We start from the raw sequence: 19,414 nt of genomic DNA, 5'->3' as shown, positions 1-19,414 counted from the left end.
CGTCGAATTCTCTGCGCAAACAGCAGGTCACCACGGCAGGATGACCATACCACCCGGAGCAGGCTCTTAAACCTCCCCGCCCTTTGCTCTGGTCACAGATCGATGTGCAGTACGCCGTCTTTTTCAGCCGCACGTGACTGACACAGGATGATGTTGTCCTGCCGCTGCGCCCTGGACAGAACAAAATCGCGGTGCTCCACCTCGCCTGCCAGCAGCCCGCATTTGCATACCCCGCACAGGCCGTCCGAGCACTTCAGATCCACCGGCACACCGTTGTCGATCAGCACCTGTGCTGCAGAGCTATCCGCCGGTACCTCCAGCACACGCCCGTCGCGCAACTGCAGGCGAAACGGGTGGTTCACATAGTCGGGCGTTTCGGGAACGGCAAAGTATTCCAGATGGCAGGCCTCTTCGGCAAACCCGGACTGCGCTGCGGCGTCCATCACCGCCGACATGTAACTGTCGGGACCGCAGGCGTAGACATGCGCGCCCTCTGACCGGTTCCGGAACAAAGCAGGCAGATCCGCCCGCGATCCCACGTCAGAAATATGAACCGTTACCCTGTCCGCCCAGGGCAGCGCCATCAGGTGCGTCCGGAACGCAGCCGCCTCGCCGGTACTGACAGAGTAGTGCAGCTCAAAGTCCCGCTCCTGCCGCGCCAGCGTGTGCCCCATGGCGATCATCGGTGTGACCCCGATACCGCCCCCCATCAGAAAATGCATCTGCGCAGTGGCATCGACAGGAAAATGATTGATGGGCCTGGCCGCGAAAACCCGACGGCCAGGCTGGAAAATACGGTGCAACAGCTCGGACCCGCCCCTGCCATCCCGCTCGCGCAGAACCGCAATTTCATAGTGTCGCCGGTCGGCCGGATCGCCACACATCGAATACTGCCGCAGTTTGTCGGGGCTGACGACGACATCCAGATGCGCGCCGGCTGTCCATTCCGGCAGATCAGACCCATCTGCTGCCTCAAACACATAGTGCGAGATATCCGGGGTCAGTTTCCGCACCTCTGCGAGTGTCAGCTCAACAACAGGATTGTCCCTGTCAGACCTGTATTCATGGTCCCACGGCCCCGTTTCACCCGCCGCGCGCCGTGCGCGATACTCATCCGGGGTGATCATGTTCTGATAGGCCTCGATACCCGCTTCCCGGTCCATCGGAAAAGGATAGGGTGCGGGCGGTGGTGCCAGCGGTGCGGGGTAGACCGCAAGCGTCTGATCCGCATAGCGCAGCTTCAGCCCGGGCTGCAGAGCGCGGGCATTCACCGGCTGGCGGGTCGGATGGTACCCGCCGTCCTCTGCCAGCTCGATGTCCCACCACCACTTCTTGACCGGGTTCAGACCACCCCGCGCCAGCCGGTCATCCAGACGCGCCAGCACCGGTGCCGCCGCCGGCAGTTTCATCGCGGCCCAGCGGAACGGCTTTTCTGCAAAGAGCCCCTCCAGGTTCCAGGGGCATGTTTTCATGCAGCGCCCGCACATTGATCCGCCAGAGGTGGTAATCCGGTAAGTGGCGCATTTCTGACTGTCTGACTTCCAGGTCTCGTACCCGTTGAACATCAGCTTGGGGCCCGCAGTGATGGCGCCGGACGGGCATTCCCGCGCACATTTATTGCAGCTTTCACAAAACCGCTGCAGGCCGAAATCAATAGGTCTGTCATGGGCAAGGGGCATGTCTGTCGTTACGACGCCCGATTTCAGACGCGGACCCAGAAACGGGTTCAGGATCACCTCGCCGATGCGGCTGACCTCTCCCAGACCGGACAGCAGCAGCAGCGGTGGCTGCAGCACCTCACCGTCCATCACCGTATGGGCTTTGGCCTTGTACCCCAGATTGCGGATCTGGCGGGCGACGACACCGCCCAGCAGCGAAAACCGCAGATAGGCGCGCATGGACTGGGCCACGCTGATCCAGTCATCCCCGCTGGCGCCCTCCATCGTGTCGAACCCCTGGTCGATGATCATGCTGATGGCCTGATCGTGCGGCGGGTCAATGGGTTTACCGGTTGCATCATGGCTGTACCAGGTCCAGTCCGGACAGGCCGAAAGCCCCGTCGCATCCACGCCCAGAAAGTAGCACAGCGCCTTGATGTTATCCGCATTCCGGGCCGCATCATCCGGGCGCGGGCCGGGACCTGCGGGCCCGTCCTGAAGCAGGGTCAGCGCCCCCAGCATCCGCCGTTGTGCCATCGACGGCGCGGCCTTGCGCGCATAGTGCCCGCCCGCGGCCCCCTCCTGAACGGCCTTGCCCATATCCCCAAACTGGGCACGTGCGAACATATCGGCCCGTTTGGGCACACGGGCGACGCGGCCCTCGTCGATATAGGTGGTCGGCTTGTCTGTGCGCTTCAGCGTCTCAAAGGGGTGTGGCCCGTCGCGGAAATTGCGCCGCGCATAAGGGTCCCGGTTCATGGCAGATTTCGACGTGCCCGCCCCCAGCCACCAGGACAGACCACCGGTGTCCCTCAGCGCTTCGGGCGCCAGCGGCAGATCATGCGCCAGAGGCATTGTCGTGCTGACACAGGCAACACCAAACCGCGTGCCCAGAAACGGGCAGATCAGCCTGCCCTCCTGCACCCCGGCCAGGCCCGCCGCCACCGCCGCCTGGTTGAGATCGATATCCGTACTGGTTGGCGTATGCGCACGGGCATCCCAGCCCAGCAGGCGGATGTAACTGGCCAGGACCACGGCCGTTTCGGAACTGCGCAGGCTGGCCCGGTGGTGCTGTGCATCCGCAAGCCAGTCCACGCCCGGCTCATCCGGCCTGGGGTCACGCGGCCATTCATAGAGAAAGACAAGCACATTCGGATGCCCGGTGATCGTGGTCACCGGCGCCTCCATACTGTCGCGCAGATCCGCCAGGATCACGTCAATCCCGGAGGCAAGCGTTTTCGTCTGGCGTGTGCGCAGCTCACCGGCGAGGCGGTCGATATCCGGGTTTCGCAGTGGTTCTTTCAGCAAAGCTGACTGCGGCAGCGGTCCGATGCCAACCATCGAGGCGTCGCAGAAATACCCGAAAGACTTCAGATGCTGCGCGCGGGCCAGCGGGTCCGGGTCGATTACAGCGCGTGTCCGGTTCACCAGACCATCGCGCAGGGCATCCATAGTCGCCTGATAGTCCCCCATGGCATTGACAACGGACGCGGGCTGTTCGGGCCGGTGAAAGCTGATGGGCTCCATTGCAGGCACGGCGGAGAAATCTGCGTCTCTGGTCCGCGCCAGCTTTTCCAGCGGGTAGCTGCCCAGGTGCGGCGCACGACGCGCTGCCGAAAATAGTTTTACCGACATGTCTTCATCTTCCAGGACACCGCACCGGTACGGCACGGTACACGGGGCGATGCCCGCGCGCGCCGACTGTCGTTAATCCTGCACCGAAAGACAATGCACGCAGAGCCAGGAAATATCTGGCTGCTCCCCGGCTCATCAGAATGTGATGAACCGGTGCCGGCTGTCAGCTGTCTTCGAGCACCAGATCAGAGGCTTTTTCACCAATCATGATCGCAGGCGCATTGGTATTGCCTGAAACGATCTCCGGCATGATCGAACAGTCAGCAACCCGCAGCCCTTTGATCCCGTGTACCCGCAGCCGGTCATCGACAACGGCATCCGCGTCCGAACCCATTTTGCATGTGCCGGTCGGGTGATAAATCGACGCCGTGTTATTGCGGGCCCAGTCCAGCGTGGCACCATAGTCATCAATGTCCAGGCTGGCGTGCGGCCGGTATTCCTCTGAAATCTTGGACGTCAGCGGGGCGTGACGCGCGATGGTGCGCGCGATGTTCACGCCTGCGACTACGGTCCGGCAGTCTGTTTCGGTCGACAGATAGTTGGGAATGATCTTTGGGTAGGCGCGCGGCTCTGCCGAACTCAGACGGATCTCGCCTTTGCTCTCGGGCCGCAACTGACAGACTGACATCGTAAAGGCCGAGAACTTGTCAGCGCCTTTGCCCGGATTTTCCGCAGACAGCGGCTGGACATGAAACTGAATGTCAGGTGTTTCCAGATCGTCGCGCGTTTTCAGAAACCCGGTTGCCAGGCTCGCGGCCATAGTCATTGGCCCTGCCCGGAACATCAGATATTTCAGCCCGATCTTTGCCTGACCCATCAGGCTGGATACCTCGTCGTTCAGGGTTGGCTCGTTACACTTGTATACCAGGCGCGCCTGCAGGTGGTCCTGCATGTTTTTACCAACACCCCTGAGGTCTTTCTTCACCTCGATACCGTGCTCTGCCAGTTGCTCTGCTTCTCCGATACCGGACAGCATCAGCAGCTGCGGAGAGTTGATGGCGCCGCCGCACAGAATGATTTCGCGGCGCGCGGTGACAGTGACAACACTGCCGCTGCGGTCGCGGTAACTGACACCGGTTGCGCGCCCGTCGCTGATTTCGATCCTGTCCGCCTGTGCATGGGTGACAATCCTGAGGTTCGGACGGCTGCGCGCGGGGTTCAGATAGGCAACAGCCGAACTGCACCGTCTGCCATTGCGGGCGGTCAGCTGGAAAAACCCGACACCTTCCTGCTCAGCGCCGTTGTAGTCGGGATTGAACGGATAGCCTGCTGCCTGCGCCGCGGCGACCCAGGCATCGGTGATCGGACGTTGAATCCGCATGTTGGACACCGACAACGGCCCCTGGTCTCCATGGAATTCATCCGCGCCGCGTTCGTTCTTTTCCGCCCGCTTGAAAAGCGGCAGAACGTCATCCCAGGCCCAGCCGACGTTGCCCATCTGCCGCCAGCGGTCATAGTCCTGCGGCTGTCCGCGGACATAGAGGAGCCCGTTCAGCGACGACGACCCGCCCAGCACTTTGCCGCGCGGCCATTCAATGGAGCGACCGTTCAGCCCGGGATCGGGTTCTGTCTTGTAACACCAGTCTACGGACGGGTTGTGAATCGTTTTGAAGTAACCAACCGGAATATGGATCCAGGGGTTCAGATCGCGCCCGCCGGCCTCCAGCAGAATAACGCTGTTTTTGGGATCAGCGCTCAGACGGTTGGCCAGCACGCAGCCTGCTGAACCTGCGCCAATGACAATAAAATCCGCTTCCACGTCGCGTTCCTCCATGTAGTATGAAAAAAACTCTAGGCAGAAACACAATATCATACTAGTGTTTTTTGGGACGATTAGTCTCAATAATCGACGTTCAGGGAGGAACGCATGAAAACATCAAACAACATCAATGGCATATCGCGTCGCGATTTGTTTAAGATCGCGGGTCGCTACGGCATGAGCTCGACACTTCTGGCGGCCGGTACTTTCGGTGGCGCCATGAGCGTGGCAAATCTCGCCAAAGCTGCTGAATCTACTTATGAAAAGCGCTTTGCCAAAGAAGCCAAATACACGCTGAAATTCGGCGCGTCAGGCTTCAATGCCCGCAACCTTCTTATCGAACGTGCAGGTTGTCTCGAGTTCGCCCGCGACCTCGAAAGCCGTACGGACGGAGAGATTCGCGTTGAATTCATCGGCGACAACCAGATCTGTGGTCAGACGTCCTGCGTCGAGAAAACACAGCAGGGAATCGTTGATATCTACGCGGCATCCACTCAGAACTCCGCTGGTGGCGCACCATATCTGAACGTTCTGGACTATGCCTACATGTTCCGTAACCGGGCAGACCAGTACCACTTCCTGTACTCGCCCGCGTCGCAGGCACTGCTGCGCGAGCCCTATGAAAAGCGCCACGGCCTGAAGTTCCTCTTCAGCCACGCTGAACTGCGCGGGATCCAGCTGGGTCTGAACTTTGCGGACAAACCAACGGTTACATCGATCGACGAACTTGCGGGCACAAAGAACCGTGTCACGGGTACACAGCTTGGCCGTATCGCCATGGAAGCTCTGAACCTGAACCCTGTTCCGGTTGCCTGGGAAGAAACACTCGACGGTCTGAAGCAGGGCCTCATCGATGGTGCGGAAACATGGGCCTCTGCGGTTGCCTATGCGAACATGTCCCCGGTTGTGTCCCAGTCGGTTCACCTGAACTTCTTCTGCGGTACAGAGCACACAGCCATGTCGGCTTCTGTGTTCGACAGCCTTGGCGGCGAGCTGCAGGATGCCGTGATGGAATCTTCCTATCTGGCACAGGTCCATGTTCAGGCGGCAAACGAGGTCGCGCTGATCAACACAGTTGGTCAGTCCGATCCGCAGCTTCCGAACACGATCTTCGCACAGAACGACGTGCGCAACGCGTTCCTGTCGGAAGCCGAGATCAAGAAAGCCGAAGAAATGTGCTCGCCAGAGTACCAGCCGCAACTGTGGGAGCAGTGGCGCGAGCGGCTTAACGGCTGGTCCGGTGGCCTCGATACTTATCAGGACATCTATGACGAAGTACGTACGATCCCTGGTGACACTCTGCCAGAGAACGTCGAGCCTCGCCGGTGGTGGAAAGCCTGATCCGGGCATCTGCTTAACCTGAGACCGGGCTGATCCGCGCAAAAGTGCGGGTCAGCCTTTGTCATCTCTAAAATACCGACCGGAAATGGCGGAATTCTTTAAGCGAGGGGGAGATCTTTATGTCGATTTTGGCTGAAGCGGTGGCCGTTGTTCCCGCACTATTCTCAGGCAGCTCCTGGGACATGAGGCAGGCGTTTGACGCCGATGGTATGTGGCTTTTCTGTTTTGTGGCGACGTTCGTGTGTGGATTTGTGGCACACATGTTTTACAAACTGGTGCCATTCGCCGAAAAACATCTGGAACGCGGACTTTCTGTCACGATGTACCTGATCATCGCCGGCATCATCTGCTGGGGCGTTATTGACCGGTTTGTGTTCTCGAACCAGTGGTCCGGATCGACCACGGTGCCGCCTTTCCTCTTTATGGTCATGGCCTGGTTTGCGTGTTCGTATAACGTAAAACTGCGCACCCACCTGAGCTTCAGCGAATTCCGCGCGAAAATGAGCCCGACCGGGCAGATGCTGACACTGACAATGGACGCGCTTTTGTGGCTCGGCTTTTGCTGGATCGCCATTACAACCTCGCTGCGCTTCACCGCACTTTCGGCAGACAACTTCCAGCTCGTCGACGGCGTCGATGATGTGATGAAATGGTGGTTCTACATCACTGTCCCCATCGCCTTCACGCTTATGTCTGGCCGCGTCATCGGAAACTGGCTGGAAGACTGGGACAACTACCGTTCCGGCAGCCCGATCATCAAGCAAGCCGTTATCGGGGGAGACGTATAATGTCCGACGGATCATGGATCACACTTATTTCGCTGGGCGTAACGGCGCTCTTCATGCTCGGAACGCCGGTACTTCTTGTCATCTTTTACTGGGTTATCGGCTGCAGCTTTGTCATCGGCCTGCCGTTGTCCAACACCGGCAACGAACTGATTAACGTGTTCAGCAAGGGCTTTGCGCTTCTTGCCATGCCACTCTTTATTCTGACGGGGGACCTGATCAACCAGTCAGGCATTGCCCGACGATTGTCGAATTTTGCCTATTCCTGTCTGGGGTGGCTGCGCGGGGGCCTCGCGATGGCCTCTATCGCGGCTTGCGGCCTGTTCGCTGCGATCTCCGGATCAAACTCCGCAACGACCGCCACAATCGGCTCCATGCTGCATCCGGAAATGGTCAAGGGCAACTATGATGAGCGCTTTTCGGCGGCAACCGCCGCTGCGGGTGGTACGGTCGGGATCATCATTCCGCCGTCGATCATCTTCATCGTTTACGGCTTCCTGATGAACCTGCCCATCTCCGAGCTGTTTATCGCGGGGATCCTGCCCGGAACGCTGATGGTCATTGCCATGATGCTGGTTGCATTCATCGTCTGCACCATCAACGGCTGGGGCATCCTGATCCGGCTGTCCTTCGCGCGGGTCGTCAAAACCGCCTTTGGTGCCTGGCTGGGCTTCTTTGCCATCGGCCTGGTTCTGTGGGGCATCTACACCGGTAAGTTCTCACCAACCGAGGCCGCCGGGATTACCGTTGGTTTCTGTGTCTTTGTGGGTATTCTTTGCTACCCGCTGAACAAACTGCTGGGCAGCGACGCAGACATTCCCGTCGAGGAAAAAAGCTTTATGTCGATGTTTGTCGTCGAAGGCTTCACACTCCCAAGCGTGCCGGCCATCGTATCCCGCTCTGCTCAGATCACGGGTATTCTGGTGCCGCTGATTGCTGTGTCGGTTGCGATGCAGCAGGTTCTGTCATCACTGGGTGCCAAAGAGTACATCGGCGACTTTGTCACCGGCATGGGCGGTTACTACGCGGTTCTGGCCACGGCGATGGTCATCGTGTTTATCACCGGTATGATCCTTGAATCCCTGCCCGTGACGATCATCCTCGCACCGATCCTCGCGCCGATTGCGGTGTCTGTTGGTGTGGATCCGATCCACTTTGCGGTGGTCTTCCTCGTGGGTGCTTCAATCGGGTTCATTACACCGCCCTATGGTCTGAACCTCTATGTCGCGTCCGGGGTGACGGGAGTGCCGTACTTCAGGCTGCTCAAGTTCTCCACGATGTATCTTGTATCACTGCTGATCGTCTGGATATTTGTTGCACTGACGCCAGTCACCGCCTTGTGGTTGGTTCAGTTGATGCAATAAGCAGAAGGCAAGACAGCATTGCCGGACGGAATCATGACTGAAAAACAGGACCAGATACCCACAAATCTCAGGTTACTGGTCCTGTTAGAGGAAGTGGTCAAGGCCGGCGTGCCTGTAACGCCTTCGGTGATCAAGGACGCCCTGAACCTGCCAAAGCCAACGCTGCACAGACTGTTCAACACTGCCGAGGCCGAAGGGTTCCTGCAACGCGATATTGATGGCCGTTCCTATTCTCCGGGGCCCCGGCTCCGGACAATGGCCGTCAATGCAATTTCTTCACAGCGCGTGCGTATGCTGCGCCTGAGTATTCTGCGCAGCGTCGCCGCCGAAATCGGAGAGACCTGCAACATTGCCATGCCTGACCGCGAAGGCATGACCTATCTCGACCGGATTGAAACGCACTGGCCTTTGCGGATCCAGCTGCCTGTGGGCACGCAGGTCCCCTTTCATTGTACCGCCAGCGGCAAGATGTATCTTTCCTCGCTGCGCCCTTCTTATCTGGACCGGTATCTGGAAAACGCAAAGCTGGAACGGCACGCGCCCGGCACCATTACGGACCGCGCAGCACTCAAGGCAGAGATCGAACTGACCCGCAAACGGGGTTTTTCCTGCGACAACCAGGAATTCATGGAAGACATGGCCGCGATTGCGGTCCCGGTGCTCGATAACCAGAAACGGCTGATGTCCACCCTTTCGGTCCATGCGCCCGTCCAGCGCCATTCCCTGGAAACGCTGCAGCGTTTTGTGAACCCGCTCAAACAGGCGGCAGAAAAACTCTCTGACCAGATCAACGCCTGACGGATCATTCAGTTCTTACGAATGCACTTTCCCGTTGCATGGCGTACCTGAGGCAGCCAGGTTTCGGGCCCTGCGCCGGAACGGCATCCGGGCGGGCACTGAACTCCAGCGCAGATTGCCCGCGCGGATGTCACCCGCCCGGCCCCGCAGTTAATGCGTCGTGTCAGGCCTGTCGCCAAAAACGTCGCAGAACCTGCCCACGCACTGCCGGAACCCGTCCTCGAAGCTGCCGTTCCCCGGATGCCAGACGCTTTCCAGCGAGACCACCCCATCCCAGGCCTCTGCCCGCAGCGCAGCGGCGATGGGCTCGAGCATAGGCCCCAGCTGCCCTTCGCCCAGACGCCGCACTTCCAGCGTCGCGCGCGGGGTGTCGACAAAAACATCCTTGATGTGCAGATGGCCCAGGTACCCGCCGCGCAGGGTGTCATATCCGTCCGGCCAGGCCAGTTCGTGACACCAGCAGTTGTTGGCCGGGTCCCACAGAACCTGCAGCGTATCCAGCGCATCCAGCTCATCAATCAGGCGCTTTGCGGTATGGTTTGAATTCACCATCGTCCCGTTGCCGGTTTCAACAACCAGCCTGATCCCCTCCCGCCGTGCCAGCTCAACCGCCGGTGCAATCAGCGGCGGCATGGTATCCCAGGCACCCTTCGCGACGTTCCAGACTTCGGCGCCGCCACTGCCCCAGAGGATCTGTTCCTTTTTCTGGGTCATGATCCGCACCAGCGGCGACCCGGTTACATGCGCCATATCGATCACCCTTTTCAGAGCATCCATATGCTGTGTGTGCAGCGCATCACCCGGCCGGTTTTCTGTTGTCATGCCCGCAAAGATATGGCGGGACAGGCAGGAAACCGGTTTGCCCCTGTCGCGCAACAGTCGGTCGATATCGCGGATCTCTCCCGCCGTATGATCGCCGACTTCCTTATCTCCCACAAACTGCAGTTCGGCATATTCCAGGCCAAACTCATCCATGACATCAACAGCATGACGCAGATCCCGGCTGATCCCATCACAGATCACACCCAGCTTCATGTGGCAGCTTTCCGGTGCAGTTCGGCGCCGACAATCTCCTCGATGACGCGGGTACAAACCCAGTTGTCACCGTCCGGATACTTCGTACGTCCGGCATGAAAGATCTGCATGGCAGCCGCCGCAGTGTGCAGCGGCACGCCGAGCTCTTCACCCAGGCCCATCGAAATGGTCAGATCCTTGTGCATGGTGTTGATGTGGCTGCCCGTGCCCTCAAACTGCCGGTCGATGATCTTTTCAAGCGCATTGTTGACCACCCCGCAACCGGCAGAAGAGGTCGAAAAAACATCCAGAATGACCTGCCCGGGCACGCCGGCCTTTGCCGCCAGGGCCGCCGCCTCAAAGGTGGCAGAAAACTGCGCCCCGATCAGGGACTGCAGGCAGGCTTTGACCGTCTGACCATCACCGGGCCCTGTGCCGACGCGGTGAATGCTGGCAGAGACAGCCTGCATAAAGGGCGCAAACCGGTCCAGTACGTCGTCCGGCGCTGCGGCCATCATGGTCAGCGTGCCGCTTTGCGCGCCGGGGAAACCGCCCGAAACCGGCGTGTCGATCAGATGGATACCAGACCCGGACATGTCCTGACCAATGGCACGGGCCTCGTCGGGCCGGATTGTGGCGCTCAGGATGATCGCTCCCCCCGGCTCCATACTGGCCACCAGCCCGTCTGGTCCCAGGATAACATCGCGTGCCTCGGCTCCTTTCATGACCATGACAAAAACTGCCTGCGCGTTCCGGCCAACTTCTGCCGTGCTCTGCGCGGCCCGCCCGCCCATCGCCTCAAAGGCGTCCATTCTGTCGGGTTTCAGATCCCGGCCGGTCACCTGGAACCCATTTCTGATCAGGTTCAGCGCGATCCCGCTGCCCATATCTCCGATGCCGATTATACCTGCTTTTTTCATGGCGAATGTCTCCCCGTCCAACGCGTTTCACAAGCCCCGCCCAGGGGGCGTTCAGGCGGAGATTTCACGCGTCGCGCGGCGACGTCGGGCGGGTCCGGTAGACACCCCGCTGCCCGGTTAGGTGGGCCAAGGCTAACACCGGTTTTCGGCGTCTGGCAAGATCACGCCCGACGCCAACCGATGACCGGAAAAAGTTAAGAGGTTGCCAAACAGGACCCGCCTGCGTGATGCTGACCCCCTACGGGGACACAGCCGCCCCGACGCACCCGGGACAGAAAGGAAATCACATGTCTTCTTCAATCCGCCGCACGACCGGTCAGGGCAGGCTCTACGACTCTGTGCTGGATACTGTGGGCAACACGCCCGTGATCCGGATCAACAACCTGGCCCCTGAGGGTGTCGAGCTTTACGTCAAAGCAGAGTTTTTCAACCCGGCAGCATCGGTCAAGGATCGCCTGGCACTCAATATCATCGAGGCCGCAGAGCGCTCCGGTACGCTCAAACCCGGCCAGACCGTGGTTGAGGCCACTTCAGGCAACACAGGCATCGGCCTTGCGATGGTCTGTGCGCAAAAGGGCTATCCGCTGGTTGTGACGATGGCCGACAGCTTTTCCATTGAACGCCGCCGCCTGATGCGGATGCTGGGGGCAAAGGTCATCCTGACACCGCGCGCGGAAAAAGGCTTTGGCATGTACAACAAGGCCGTGGAACTCGCCAAAGCAAACGGCTGGTTTCTGGCGAGCCAGTTCGAAACATCCGCCAACGCGGATATCCACGAGGCGACAACAGCCCAGGAAATACTGGGGGACTTCAAAGACAAGCGTCTGGACTACCTCGTCACCGGCTACGGCACGGGTGGCACGGTCACAGGGATCGCCCGGGTGCTGCGCCAAGAACGCCCGGACACAAAGATCATTCTGACGGAGCCTGCCAACGCACAGCTTGTGGGCAGTGGCATTGCCCAGGACCGGCATGACAACGGTGCCCCTGCTGTCAGCCACAGCGCCTTTGAACCGCATCCGATCCAGGGATGGACACCGGATTTCATCCCTGCGGTTCTGCAGGAAGGCCTGGACACCGGGTCCTATGACGAGCTGCTGCCAGTCCCGGGACCAGAAGGCATAGCATGGGCCCGCAAGCTGGCCGCCAAGGAGGGCATCCTGACCGGGATTTCGGGCGGGTCTACCTTTGCCATTTCTCAGCAGGTGGCGAAAACGGCTGCACCGGGCTCTGTCATTCTGTGCATGCTGCCCGACACGGGTGAGCGGTATCTGTCAACGCCGATGTTCGAAGAGATCGAAGCGGAGATGAACGCGGAAGAAACAGAAATTTCGCAATCCACTCCGGGCTACCAGATGGGCTGACCTTCGAAACCCGGTTTCGAAATTTTCAAAAACAATGCAGGATGGACAGGCTCTGACCTGCACACAACGGAACCGGACATGCACCGATCAAAACTCAGCCTCAAGTCGCTGGAGATCTTCCGCGAGGCCGCCCGGTCCGGCCAGGTGCAGACAGTGGCCCGGGAAGCCGGTCTGTCCATCAGCACCGTCTCTCATCATCTGCGCCAGCTGGAACAGGCGTTGGGGGTAACACTGCTGGATCATTCGCGCCGCCCCATGGCGCTGACAGCGGAGGGCACAGCTTTTCTGGACTATGTGGAAGAGGCCCTCGCACTGCTGCGTCGCGCGGAAAGTGCCGCGCTGACGGGTCGTTTGTCTGATGTGCGCAATCTGCGGCTGGCCCTGATCGAGGATTTTGACAGCCAGATCGCCCCTGAGCTGGCCAAACAACTGGCGCGCGTCATGCCTGATTGTCGTTTTGCACATCTGACGCGCCCCAGTCACGACATCCTGTCGCTTCTGCACAGCCGTGCCATAGATATCGGGATTGCCACGCTGCCACAGGCCCTCCCCGACGGGCTCACTGATATGCCCTTGCTGCGCGATCCCTACGTTCTGGCATTGCCTGTGGGTGCGGCAATTGACCCGCAGGATTGCATGAAAGGTGCCTGCACGTTGCCGTTTCTGCGCTACAGCGACGACCAGATCATCGGAAAACAGATCAGCACACATCTGCGCCGCCAGCGGATTGAACTGCCCCACCGGTTTCAGTTTGAGAGCAATCAGTCCCTGATGGGCATGGTGGCCGATGGCACAGGCTGGGCCATAACCACGCCAACGAATTACCTGCGCGCACGGCGTTTCAGCGAAAGGGTTACGATCCTGCCCCTGCCTGGCAAGGAATTTGCACGCTCCATCTCTCTGCTGGCCCAGGCAGACCTGGCCCCCGCGACAACGCGTCTCGTCTGGCAGCATATGCGGCGACTGATCAGCGACTACGCCATTGAACCGGCACTGCAGCAACTGCCCTGGTTGCGGGGCCGGTTTATCCTGCCAGATCCGCCCGGGATCACATCAGAAGTCTGAACCCCGACCGCATCGACGCGTCCTGCTCAGCGGTCAGATACTGTGGTCTGTGATCCCGCAGGACTTCGCGCGCCCGTTCTCTTGCGCGGCTCCACGCATCCAGAGCGCCGTTTTCCTGCCAGGTGCCCGGCGCATCGCGGTCTGCAATCGAAGGATAGAAATAGTCCCGTTCCATTGCGGCATAGGTGTGCTGGCCACCCAGAAAATGACCAGGCCCCAGCACCGCCTCGCAGATCGCTTCAAAGCCCAGGTTTTCCTCGGTCACTTCGATGCCCCGCAGCGCCCTGTAGGTGGCGGAATGCATCTCGTCATCCAGAATAAACGCCTCGAAACTTGCGCCCAGCAGGGACGCGGTCATCCCGGAACTTTCATAGATCAGATTGCCCCCGGCGAGGGCTGCGGCCAGCGATGTCATCGCCTTTTCTGCACCATACTGCGCATCGATCGCTTTGGCATCGGTCATGGATGCGGCAACCCCTGACGGCAGGCCAAGCCAGTTGCTCAGCTGCGCCGATGCCGCATTCAGCAACGCCGTTTCACCGCCCCCGCCCGCAAACGCCCCGGTGCGCAGGTCCACCACCAGCGGCCAGTTGGAAAAGACCATCGGGTGCCCGGGTTTCACCGCGTGAACCATCAGCAGCGATCCCAGGGTTTCTGCCAGCGACTGTGCCAGAAAACCCGCCAGTGTTGCGGGGGCCGTGGCGCCGGACTGTGCTGCCGTAATACAGGACACAGGGATGTTGTGCTCAAGACAGGCATATGTGACGTCCACCGCATCCTCGCCGTAGCGCATGGGCGAAATGACAGGGCTGATGTGTGCCTTGACAAAGGGACGCCTGGCAAATGCGCCGTCACCCCCGGCAGCGACATCGAACATCTGCACAATCGGAGCCACATGCCCAGGCAGCGTAAAGGCAGTTGCCACCGGTTTGGTCGTATTCCGGAGCAGCGCATAGGCTGTGTTCACATCCAGATCGAACGGGTCCGCCACATCGGTCGCGATACAGCAGCGCGTGAACCAGCTGATGTTTGTCAGACTGTCCTGCAGACGGGTAAAATCATGAAGGTCTGCCAGCGTTGACGGGCGGTAGAGGGCGGTATCAAGATCGAGCGTCTGTACCGCCGCGCCTCCCGTTCCAAACCAGACGCGGTCGCCCCCCACTTCGATGGACCGGGCCGGATCGCGGCCGTGCAGAACAAATGTCTTTGCAGCGCCGTCGATTGCATCGAGCACAAGGCTGCGCGGGAACACCAGCCGTCCGTCCGGGCCGTTTTCTGCCCCGGCTTTAAGCAGGTCCTTGCGCAGACGGTCCGGCACCTCGCCCATGCCCAGTTTCTCCAGCAGGCGCAGAGCCGTATCAAAGATCGCGTTCAGATCCGCTTCGTTCAGCGGTCTGTAGGCACCCCCCACGGGCCCCGGAGCCGCTGGGTTGAAAACCGGCGCGCGGGCACGCTGTGCTTTAACCGCAGCACGCCCTTTGCGGCGCTCGCGTTGTTTTGCCATCCCGTGCCTCTGCAACTGTTTCCACGGAAAGCTGATCCCGGCCCGAAGTAACTGGCAAGCAGGGAAGAGCGGTTCCTGCTTTTTAGAATATTACTTTCGATTTTCTGACACCCGCCGTGATCTTCTTGACCGCGCGCACCTGAATGGTCCCTTTGGCGCACCGCCGAAAACACAGGAGCCCGCCGGGAATGAAGAATACAGCAAAGGTCGTCGTGATCGGGGGAGGGATCGCCGGCTGCTCAACACTTTATCACCTCACGCAGGAAGGCTGGAGCGATGTGATGCTGCTCGAGCGCAACGAGCTGACCTCGGGCACGACCTGGCACTCGGCAGCGCAGGTGACGAATTTCGGCATGAACCAGACCATGGTCGGGCTGAAGACCCATTCGATAAATCTGTACCAGGAGCTGGCGAATGATCCGGACTATCCGATCAATTATCACCATGGTGACGGGGGCATCCGCCTCGCGAATACCGAAAAACAGATGGACGGATACCGGCATTTTGCGTCCATGGCACGCGGGATGGACGTGCATTTTGAGGTCATCGACGCCGCCGAATGTGCGCGCCGCCATCCCCTGATCTCGACCGATAATCTGATCGGCGGGCTGTGGGATCCGCTGGATGGCGATATCGACCCGGCGCAGCTGTGTCAGGCGCTGGCGCGGCGGGCGCGCAAAGCCGGCGCCGAAGTGCACCGCAACACACCTGTCACTGCGCTGCGGCAACTGGCAGACGACAGCTGGATCGTTTCCACCGACAAGGGCGATGTTCACGCAGAGATCGTCGTGAACGCCTGTGGGTATCGGGTGAATGAGGTCGGCGCGATGATGGGCGTGCACCACCCGGTGATGTCGATGGAGCATCAGTATTTCCTGACCGAGGAAATCCCCGCGATCAAAGAGGCCGGGCACCGCATGCCGCTGCTGCGCTGTCCGATCAGCGATTACTATTGCCGCCAGGAAAAGAACGGTCTGCTGGTGGGGTTCTACGAGCAGGACTGCAAAACCTGGGGCATGGACGGGATCGACCCGAACTTTGTGAATGCGCTTTGCCCCGACGATCTGGACCGCGTCACAGACGTGCTGGAAGGCGCGTTTGAACGGATGCCTGCGCTGATGGAAACCGGCATTCATACGGTGGTCAACGGCCCGATCACCTATACCATCGACGGTGCGCCGCTGGTGGGCCCCATTCCGGGCAAGCGCAACGCGTTCTGCATCATCGGATTGCGCGCGGGCCTCGGCGAAGGCGGCGGGCATGGCTGGCTGCTGGCACAGCAGATTGTGCATGGCGAGGCCTGCTATGACACCTGGGTGATCGACCCGCGCCGTTTCACCGGACATGCGAATGTCGAACTGACAGCGCTCAAGGCGATCGAGGATTATCAGAACGAGTTCCGGTTCCACTTTCCACACGAAAACCGCCCCGCCGGCCGGCCCATGAAGACGACGCCCCTGACGCCGATCCTGGCGGCAGAGGGGGCCGCGTTCGGTACGGTGAACGGCTGGGAACGGATGGAATACATCAAACCGGACCCCGATTTTCACGAAGACTATGGGTTCCGGTTCAACAATGTCTTTGATCTGGTGGCAAAGGAGGTGGCGACCGTTCAGAACGCTGTCGGGCTGACCGAGGTCAACGGCTTCAACCGGTTTGAACTGACCGGATCAGACGTGGATACCTTCCTCGACCGGATGATCTGTGGCCGCCTGCCAAAGACAGAAGGACGCGTTGGTCTTGGGTATCTGCTGAACCATCATGGCATGGTCAAGTCCGAGGCCACGGTGGCCCGGCTGCCCGGGGGGCGTGTCTGGTATGGCTCGGCTGCGGCGTCAGAATTCCACGATATGGACTGGCTGCAGGCGCATCTGCGCGCGGGTGAGGATGTGCAGATCCGTTCACTGACGAACGAGCATACGATCCTTGTGCTCGCCGGACCAAAGGCGCGCGACGTGCTGTCTGCTGTCAGCCGCGAAGACTGGTCGGCGGATGCCTTTGCCTGGCTGCATGTCCGGGAGTGTTTCATTGGCATCGCACCCGCTGTGGTCATGTCGGTCAGCTTTTCGGGCGAGCTGGCCTATGAAATCCATGTGCCGAACAACCAGCTTTATGCCGCCTGGCTGGCATTGCGCGCGGCGGGTGCAGAGCATGGCATGGGTCTTTTTGGCAGCCGGGCCGTCGAATCCATGCGGCTGGAAAAAGGCTACCTGCACTGGAAAGCCGAAATCCTGACGGAGTTTGACCCCTTTGAGACCGGCCTGTCACGTTTTGTTAAAATGGACAAACCGGGTTTTGTCGGGCGCGATGCGCTGGTGCAAAGACAGGCGGAGGGCCCGCGCAAAACGCTGGTCACGCTGACAGTCGGCAGTCAGAACGCACCTGCCCAGGGTGGAGCGTCTCTCATGCAGGATGGCATCGTTGTCGGGACGGTGACGTCTGGCGACTATGGCCACCGGACGGGCCTGAACCTGGCGCTGGCTTTTGTCGATCCGACCCTCGCTCAGCCGGGTCAGAGACTTGATCTTGATATGCTCGGAGAGATGGTCAGCTGTGAGGTGATCACGCCCTGTCCTTACGACCCGGAAATGCTGCGGGTCCGGGAGTGAGCGGAGTTCCGGGGGCGGATCACCGCCCCCGGCTGTTTCGTCAGTGCGAGAACTTCTTGATCTCACCTGATTTCAGGCGCGCGCTGTAAGACTCCAGCTCACGGCGCACCAGTTTCATCAGGAAGTAGAGTGCGAAGATGTTGACCACCGCCATGGCAAAAATCGCCGCATCCGAGAAATCGATCACAGGGCCGAGGCTGGCCGCCGCACCGATCACGATAAAGATGCAGAAGATCACCTTGAAGGTCAGCTCAGAACCTTTGCCCTCGCCAAAGAGATAGGTCCATGCTTTCAGCCCGTAGTACGACCAGGAGATCATGGTCGAGAAGGCAAAGAGCACAACCGCAACGGCCAGCACATAAGGGAACCAGCTGATACCGGACGCAAAGGCCGCCGATGTCAGTTCAACACCCGAAACACCGCCCACTGTCGCAATCGCCGTGCCCGCTTCGTTGAGCACATAGTTGCCCGTGACCTCATCAATGATCAGTTGCTGCGAGATCACGATGACGAGCGCCGTCATGGTGCAGATCACAACCGTATCGATAAGCGGCTCGAGCAGGGACACAAAGCCTTCGGTGATCGGCTCCTTGGTTTTCACCGCAGAGTGTGCAATCGCCGCAGAACCAACGCCCGCCTCGTTCGAGAAGGCCGCCCGTTTGAAGCCCTGGATCAGCGCGCCGACAAAGCCGCCCGCTACCCCAAGCCCGGTAAAGGCACCGGCAAAGATCTGACCAAAGGCCCAGCCGATCATGTCAAAGTTGACGATCAGAATGATGAGTGCCGCACCGACATACAGGATACCCATGAAAGGTACGACTTTTTCGGTCACGTTGGCGATGGATTTGATACCACCCACGATCACGGCAAAGACAACACCCGCAAAGATCAGACCGGTAATCCAGCCCGGATAGTCACCCAGGATCCCGGAAATCTGCGCGTGCGCCTGGTTGGCCTGGAACATGTTCCCGCCGCCCAGAGCGCCGAGGATACAGAAGATCGAGAACAGCACCGCGAGGATTTTGCCCCCCGGCAGACCCAGTTCATCAAATCCCTTGGACATATAGTACATCGGACCACCCGAAACGGTGCCGTCGGGGTATTCATTGCGGTACTTCACACCCAGCGTACATTCGGTGAACTTTGAGGCCATGCCCAGCAGACCCGCGAGGATCATCCAGAATGTGGCCCCCGGCCCGCCGATGCCCACGGCAACCGCCACCCCGGCGATATTGCCGAGACCGACAGTGCCCGAGAGCGCCGTGGCAAGCGCCTGAAAGTGACTGACCTCGCCCGCATCATTGGGGTCGGAATAGTCGCCTTTGACCAGCGAGATCGCATGGCCGAAAAACCGGACCTGTACGAGCCCGAAATAGACGGTGAAAACCGTGGCCGCGATCACGAGCCACATCACAATCCAGGGAAAAGCGGTTCCCGGAAACGGTGCAAAGATGAAACTCACGAAGGGGCCGGTGAACTGGGCAAAAATTTCATTGACCCTCTGATCCAGCGTCTGCGCTTCCTGCGCCAGCGCCGGGCTTGCAAGGACAGTGGCCAGAGCCCCCCCTGCAAGGTGTCTGATGTTCGTTTTCATAACG

The 19,414-nt window shown here is 60.0% G+C and carries 13 protein-coding genes; 7 read left to right on the top strand and 6 right to left on the bottom strand.

The genetic code is table 11. The features are described from left to right. Positions 1–92 precede the first annotated feature (92 nt). Both Q1A34_RS18235 and Q1A34_RS18230 read right to left on the bottom strand, forming a co-directional pair. Positions 93–3,293 carry a 4Fe-4S double cluster binding domain-containing protein gene (locus tag Q1A34_RS18235; protein WP_300037772.1) on the bottom strand — a complete coding sequence of 1,067 codons (3,201 nt, stop codon included), beginning with the start codon at positions 3,291–3,293 and terminating at the stop codon, positions 93–95. 163 nt (positions 3,294–3,456) lie between these two features. Next, on the bottom strand, positions 3,457–5,067 hold the full coding sequence (locus tag Q1A34_RS18230) for a choline dehydrogenase (RefSeq protein ID WP_300037769.1): 1,611 nt from the start codon (positions 5,065–5,067) through the stop codon (positions 3,457–3,459). A gap of 93 nt (positions 5,068–5,160) precedes the next feature. Here Q1A34_RS18230 and Q1A34_RS18225 point away from each other — a divergent pair, with 93 nt between their 5' ends. From Q1A34_RS18225 to Q1A34_RS18210, 4 genes are all read left to right on the top strand, one after another. Then, positions 5,161–6,393, top strand: a complete 1,233-nt coding sequence (locus Q1A34_RS18225) for a TRAP transporter substrate-binding protein (protein ID WP_300037766.1) — start codon at positions 5,161–5,163, stop codon at positions 6,391–6,393. A 119-nt stretch (positions 6,394–6,512) separates the two neighbouring features. Continuing rightward, positions 6,513–7,181 (top strand): TRAP transporter small permease subunit, encoded by a 669-nt coding sequence (locus tag Q1A34_RS18220; RefSeq protein ID WP_300037763.1) that lies wholly within the window; start codon positions 6,513–6,515, stop codon positions 7,179–7,181. After that, positions 7,181–8,542, top strand: coding sequence for a TRAP transporter large permease (locus tag Q1A34_RS18215; protein ID WP_300037757.1), 1,362 nt, complete (start codon positions 7,181–7,183; stop codon positions 8,540–8,542). The genes Q1A34_RS18220 and Q1A34_RS18215 overlap by 1 nt, the downstream gene beginning before the upstream one ends. 33 nt (positions 8,543–8,575) lie before the next feature. Continuing rightward, positions 8,576–9,340 (top strand): IclR family transcriptional regulator, encoded by a 765-nt coding sequence (locus tag Q1A34_RS18210; RefSeq protein WP_300037755.1) that lies wholly within the window; start codon positions 8,576–8,578, stop codon positions 9,338–9,340. A 150-nt stretch (positions 9,341–9,490) separates the two neighbouring features. On the opposite strand, the gene Q1A34_RS18205 is transcribed toward Q1A34_RS18210, so the two are convergent. Both Q1A34_RS18205 and Q1A34_RS18200 read right to left on the bottom strand, forming a co-directional pair. After that, positions 9,491–10,375, bottom strand: a complete 885-nt coding sequence (locus tag Q1A34_RS18205; protein ID WP_300037752.1) for a sugar phosphate isomerase/epimerase — start codon at positions 10,373–10,375, stop codon at positions 9,491–9,493. Then, positions 10,372–11,274, bottom strand: a complete 903-nt coding sequence (locus Q1A34_RS18200; RefSeq protein WP_300037748.1) for an NAD(P)-dependent oxidoreductase — start codon at positions 11,272–11,274, stop codon at positions 10,372–10,374. The genes Q1A34_RS18205 and Q1A34_RS18200 overlap by 4 nt, the downstream gene beginning before the upstream one ends. A gap of 287 nt (positions 11,275–11,561) precedes the next feature. Here Q1A34_RS18200 and Q1A34_RS18195 point away from each other — a divergent pair, with 287 nt between their 5' ends. Next, positions 11,562–12,638 carry a PLP-dependent cysteine synthase family protein gene (locus Q1A34_RS18195; protein ID WP_300037745.1) on the top strand — a complete coding sequence of 359 codons (1,077 nt, stop codon included), beginning with the start codon at positions 11,562–11,564 and terminating at the stop codon, positions 12,636–12,638. Between the two features lie 78 nt (positions 12,639–12,716). Continuing rightward, positions 12,717–13,703 (top strand): LysR family transcriptional regulator, encoded by a 987-nt coding sequence (locus tag Q1A34_RS18190; RefSeq protein WP_300037742.1) that lies wholly within the window; start codon positions 12,717–12,719, stop codon positions 13,701–13,703. On the opposite strand, the gene Q1A34_RS18185 is transcribed toward Q1A34_RS18190, so the two are convergent. Then, a complete protein-coding gene (locus tag Q1A34_RS18185; RefSeq protein WP_300037739.1) occupies positions 13,687–15,207 on the bottom strand; it encodes a trimethylamine methyltransferase family protein in 1,521 nt (506 codons plus the stop codon). The genes Q1A34_RS18190 and Q1A34_RS18185 overlap by 17 nt on opposite strands. A gap of 188 nt (positions 15,208–15,395) precedes the next feature. Here Q1A34_RS18185 and Q1A34_RS18180 point away from each other — a divergent pair, with 188 nt between their 5' ends. Continuing rightward, positions 15,396–17,816 (top strand): FAD-dependent oxidoreductase, encoded by a 2,421-nt coding sequence (locus tag Q1A34_RS18180; protein ID WP_300037736.1) that lies wholly within the window; start codon positions 15,396–15,398, stop codon positions 17,814–17,816. Positions 17,817–17,856: 40 nt separating this feature from the next. Here Q1A34_RS18180 and Q1A34_RS18175 read toward each other — a convergent pair whose 3' ends face one another. Further along, a complete protein-coding gene (locus tag Q1A34_RS18175; protein WP_300037733.1) occupies positions 17,857–19,410 on the bottom strand; it encodes a sodium:alanine symporter family protein in 1,554 nt (517 codons plus the stop codon). Positions 19,411–19,414 lie beyond the last annotated feature (4 nt).

Source organism: uncultured Roseobacter sp. (assembly GCF_947491795.1).
GTDB lineage: Bacteria > Pseudomonadota > Alphaproteobacteria > Rhodobacterales > Rhodobacteraceae > Roseobacter.
This window is presented reverse-complemented; position numbering and strand designations above follow the sequence as displayed.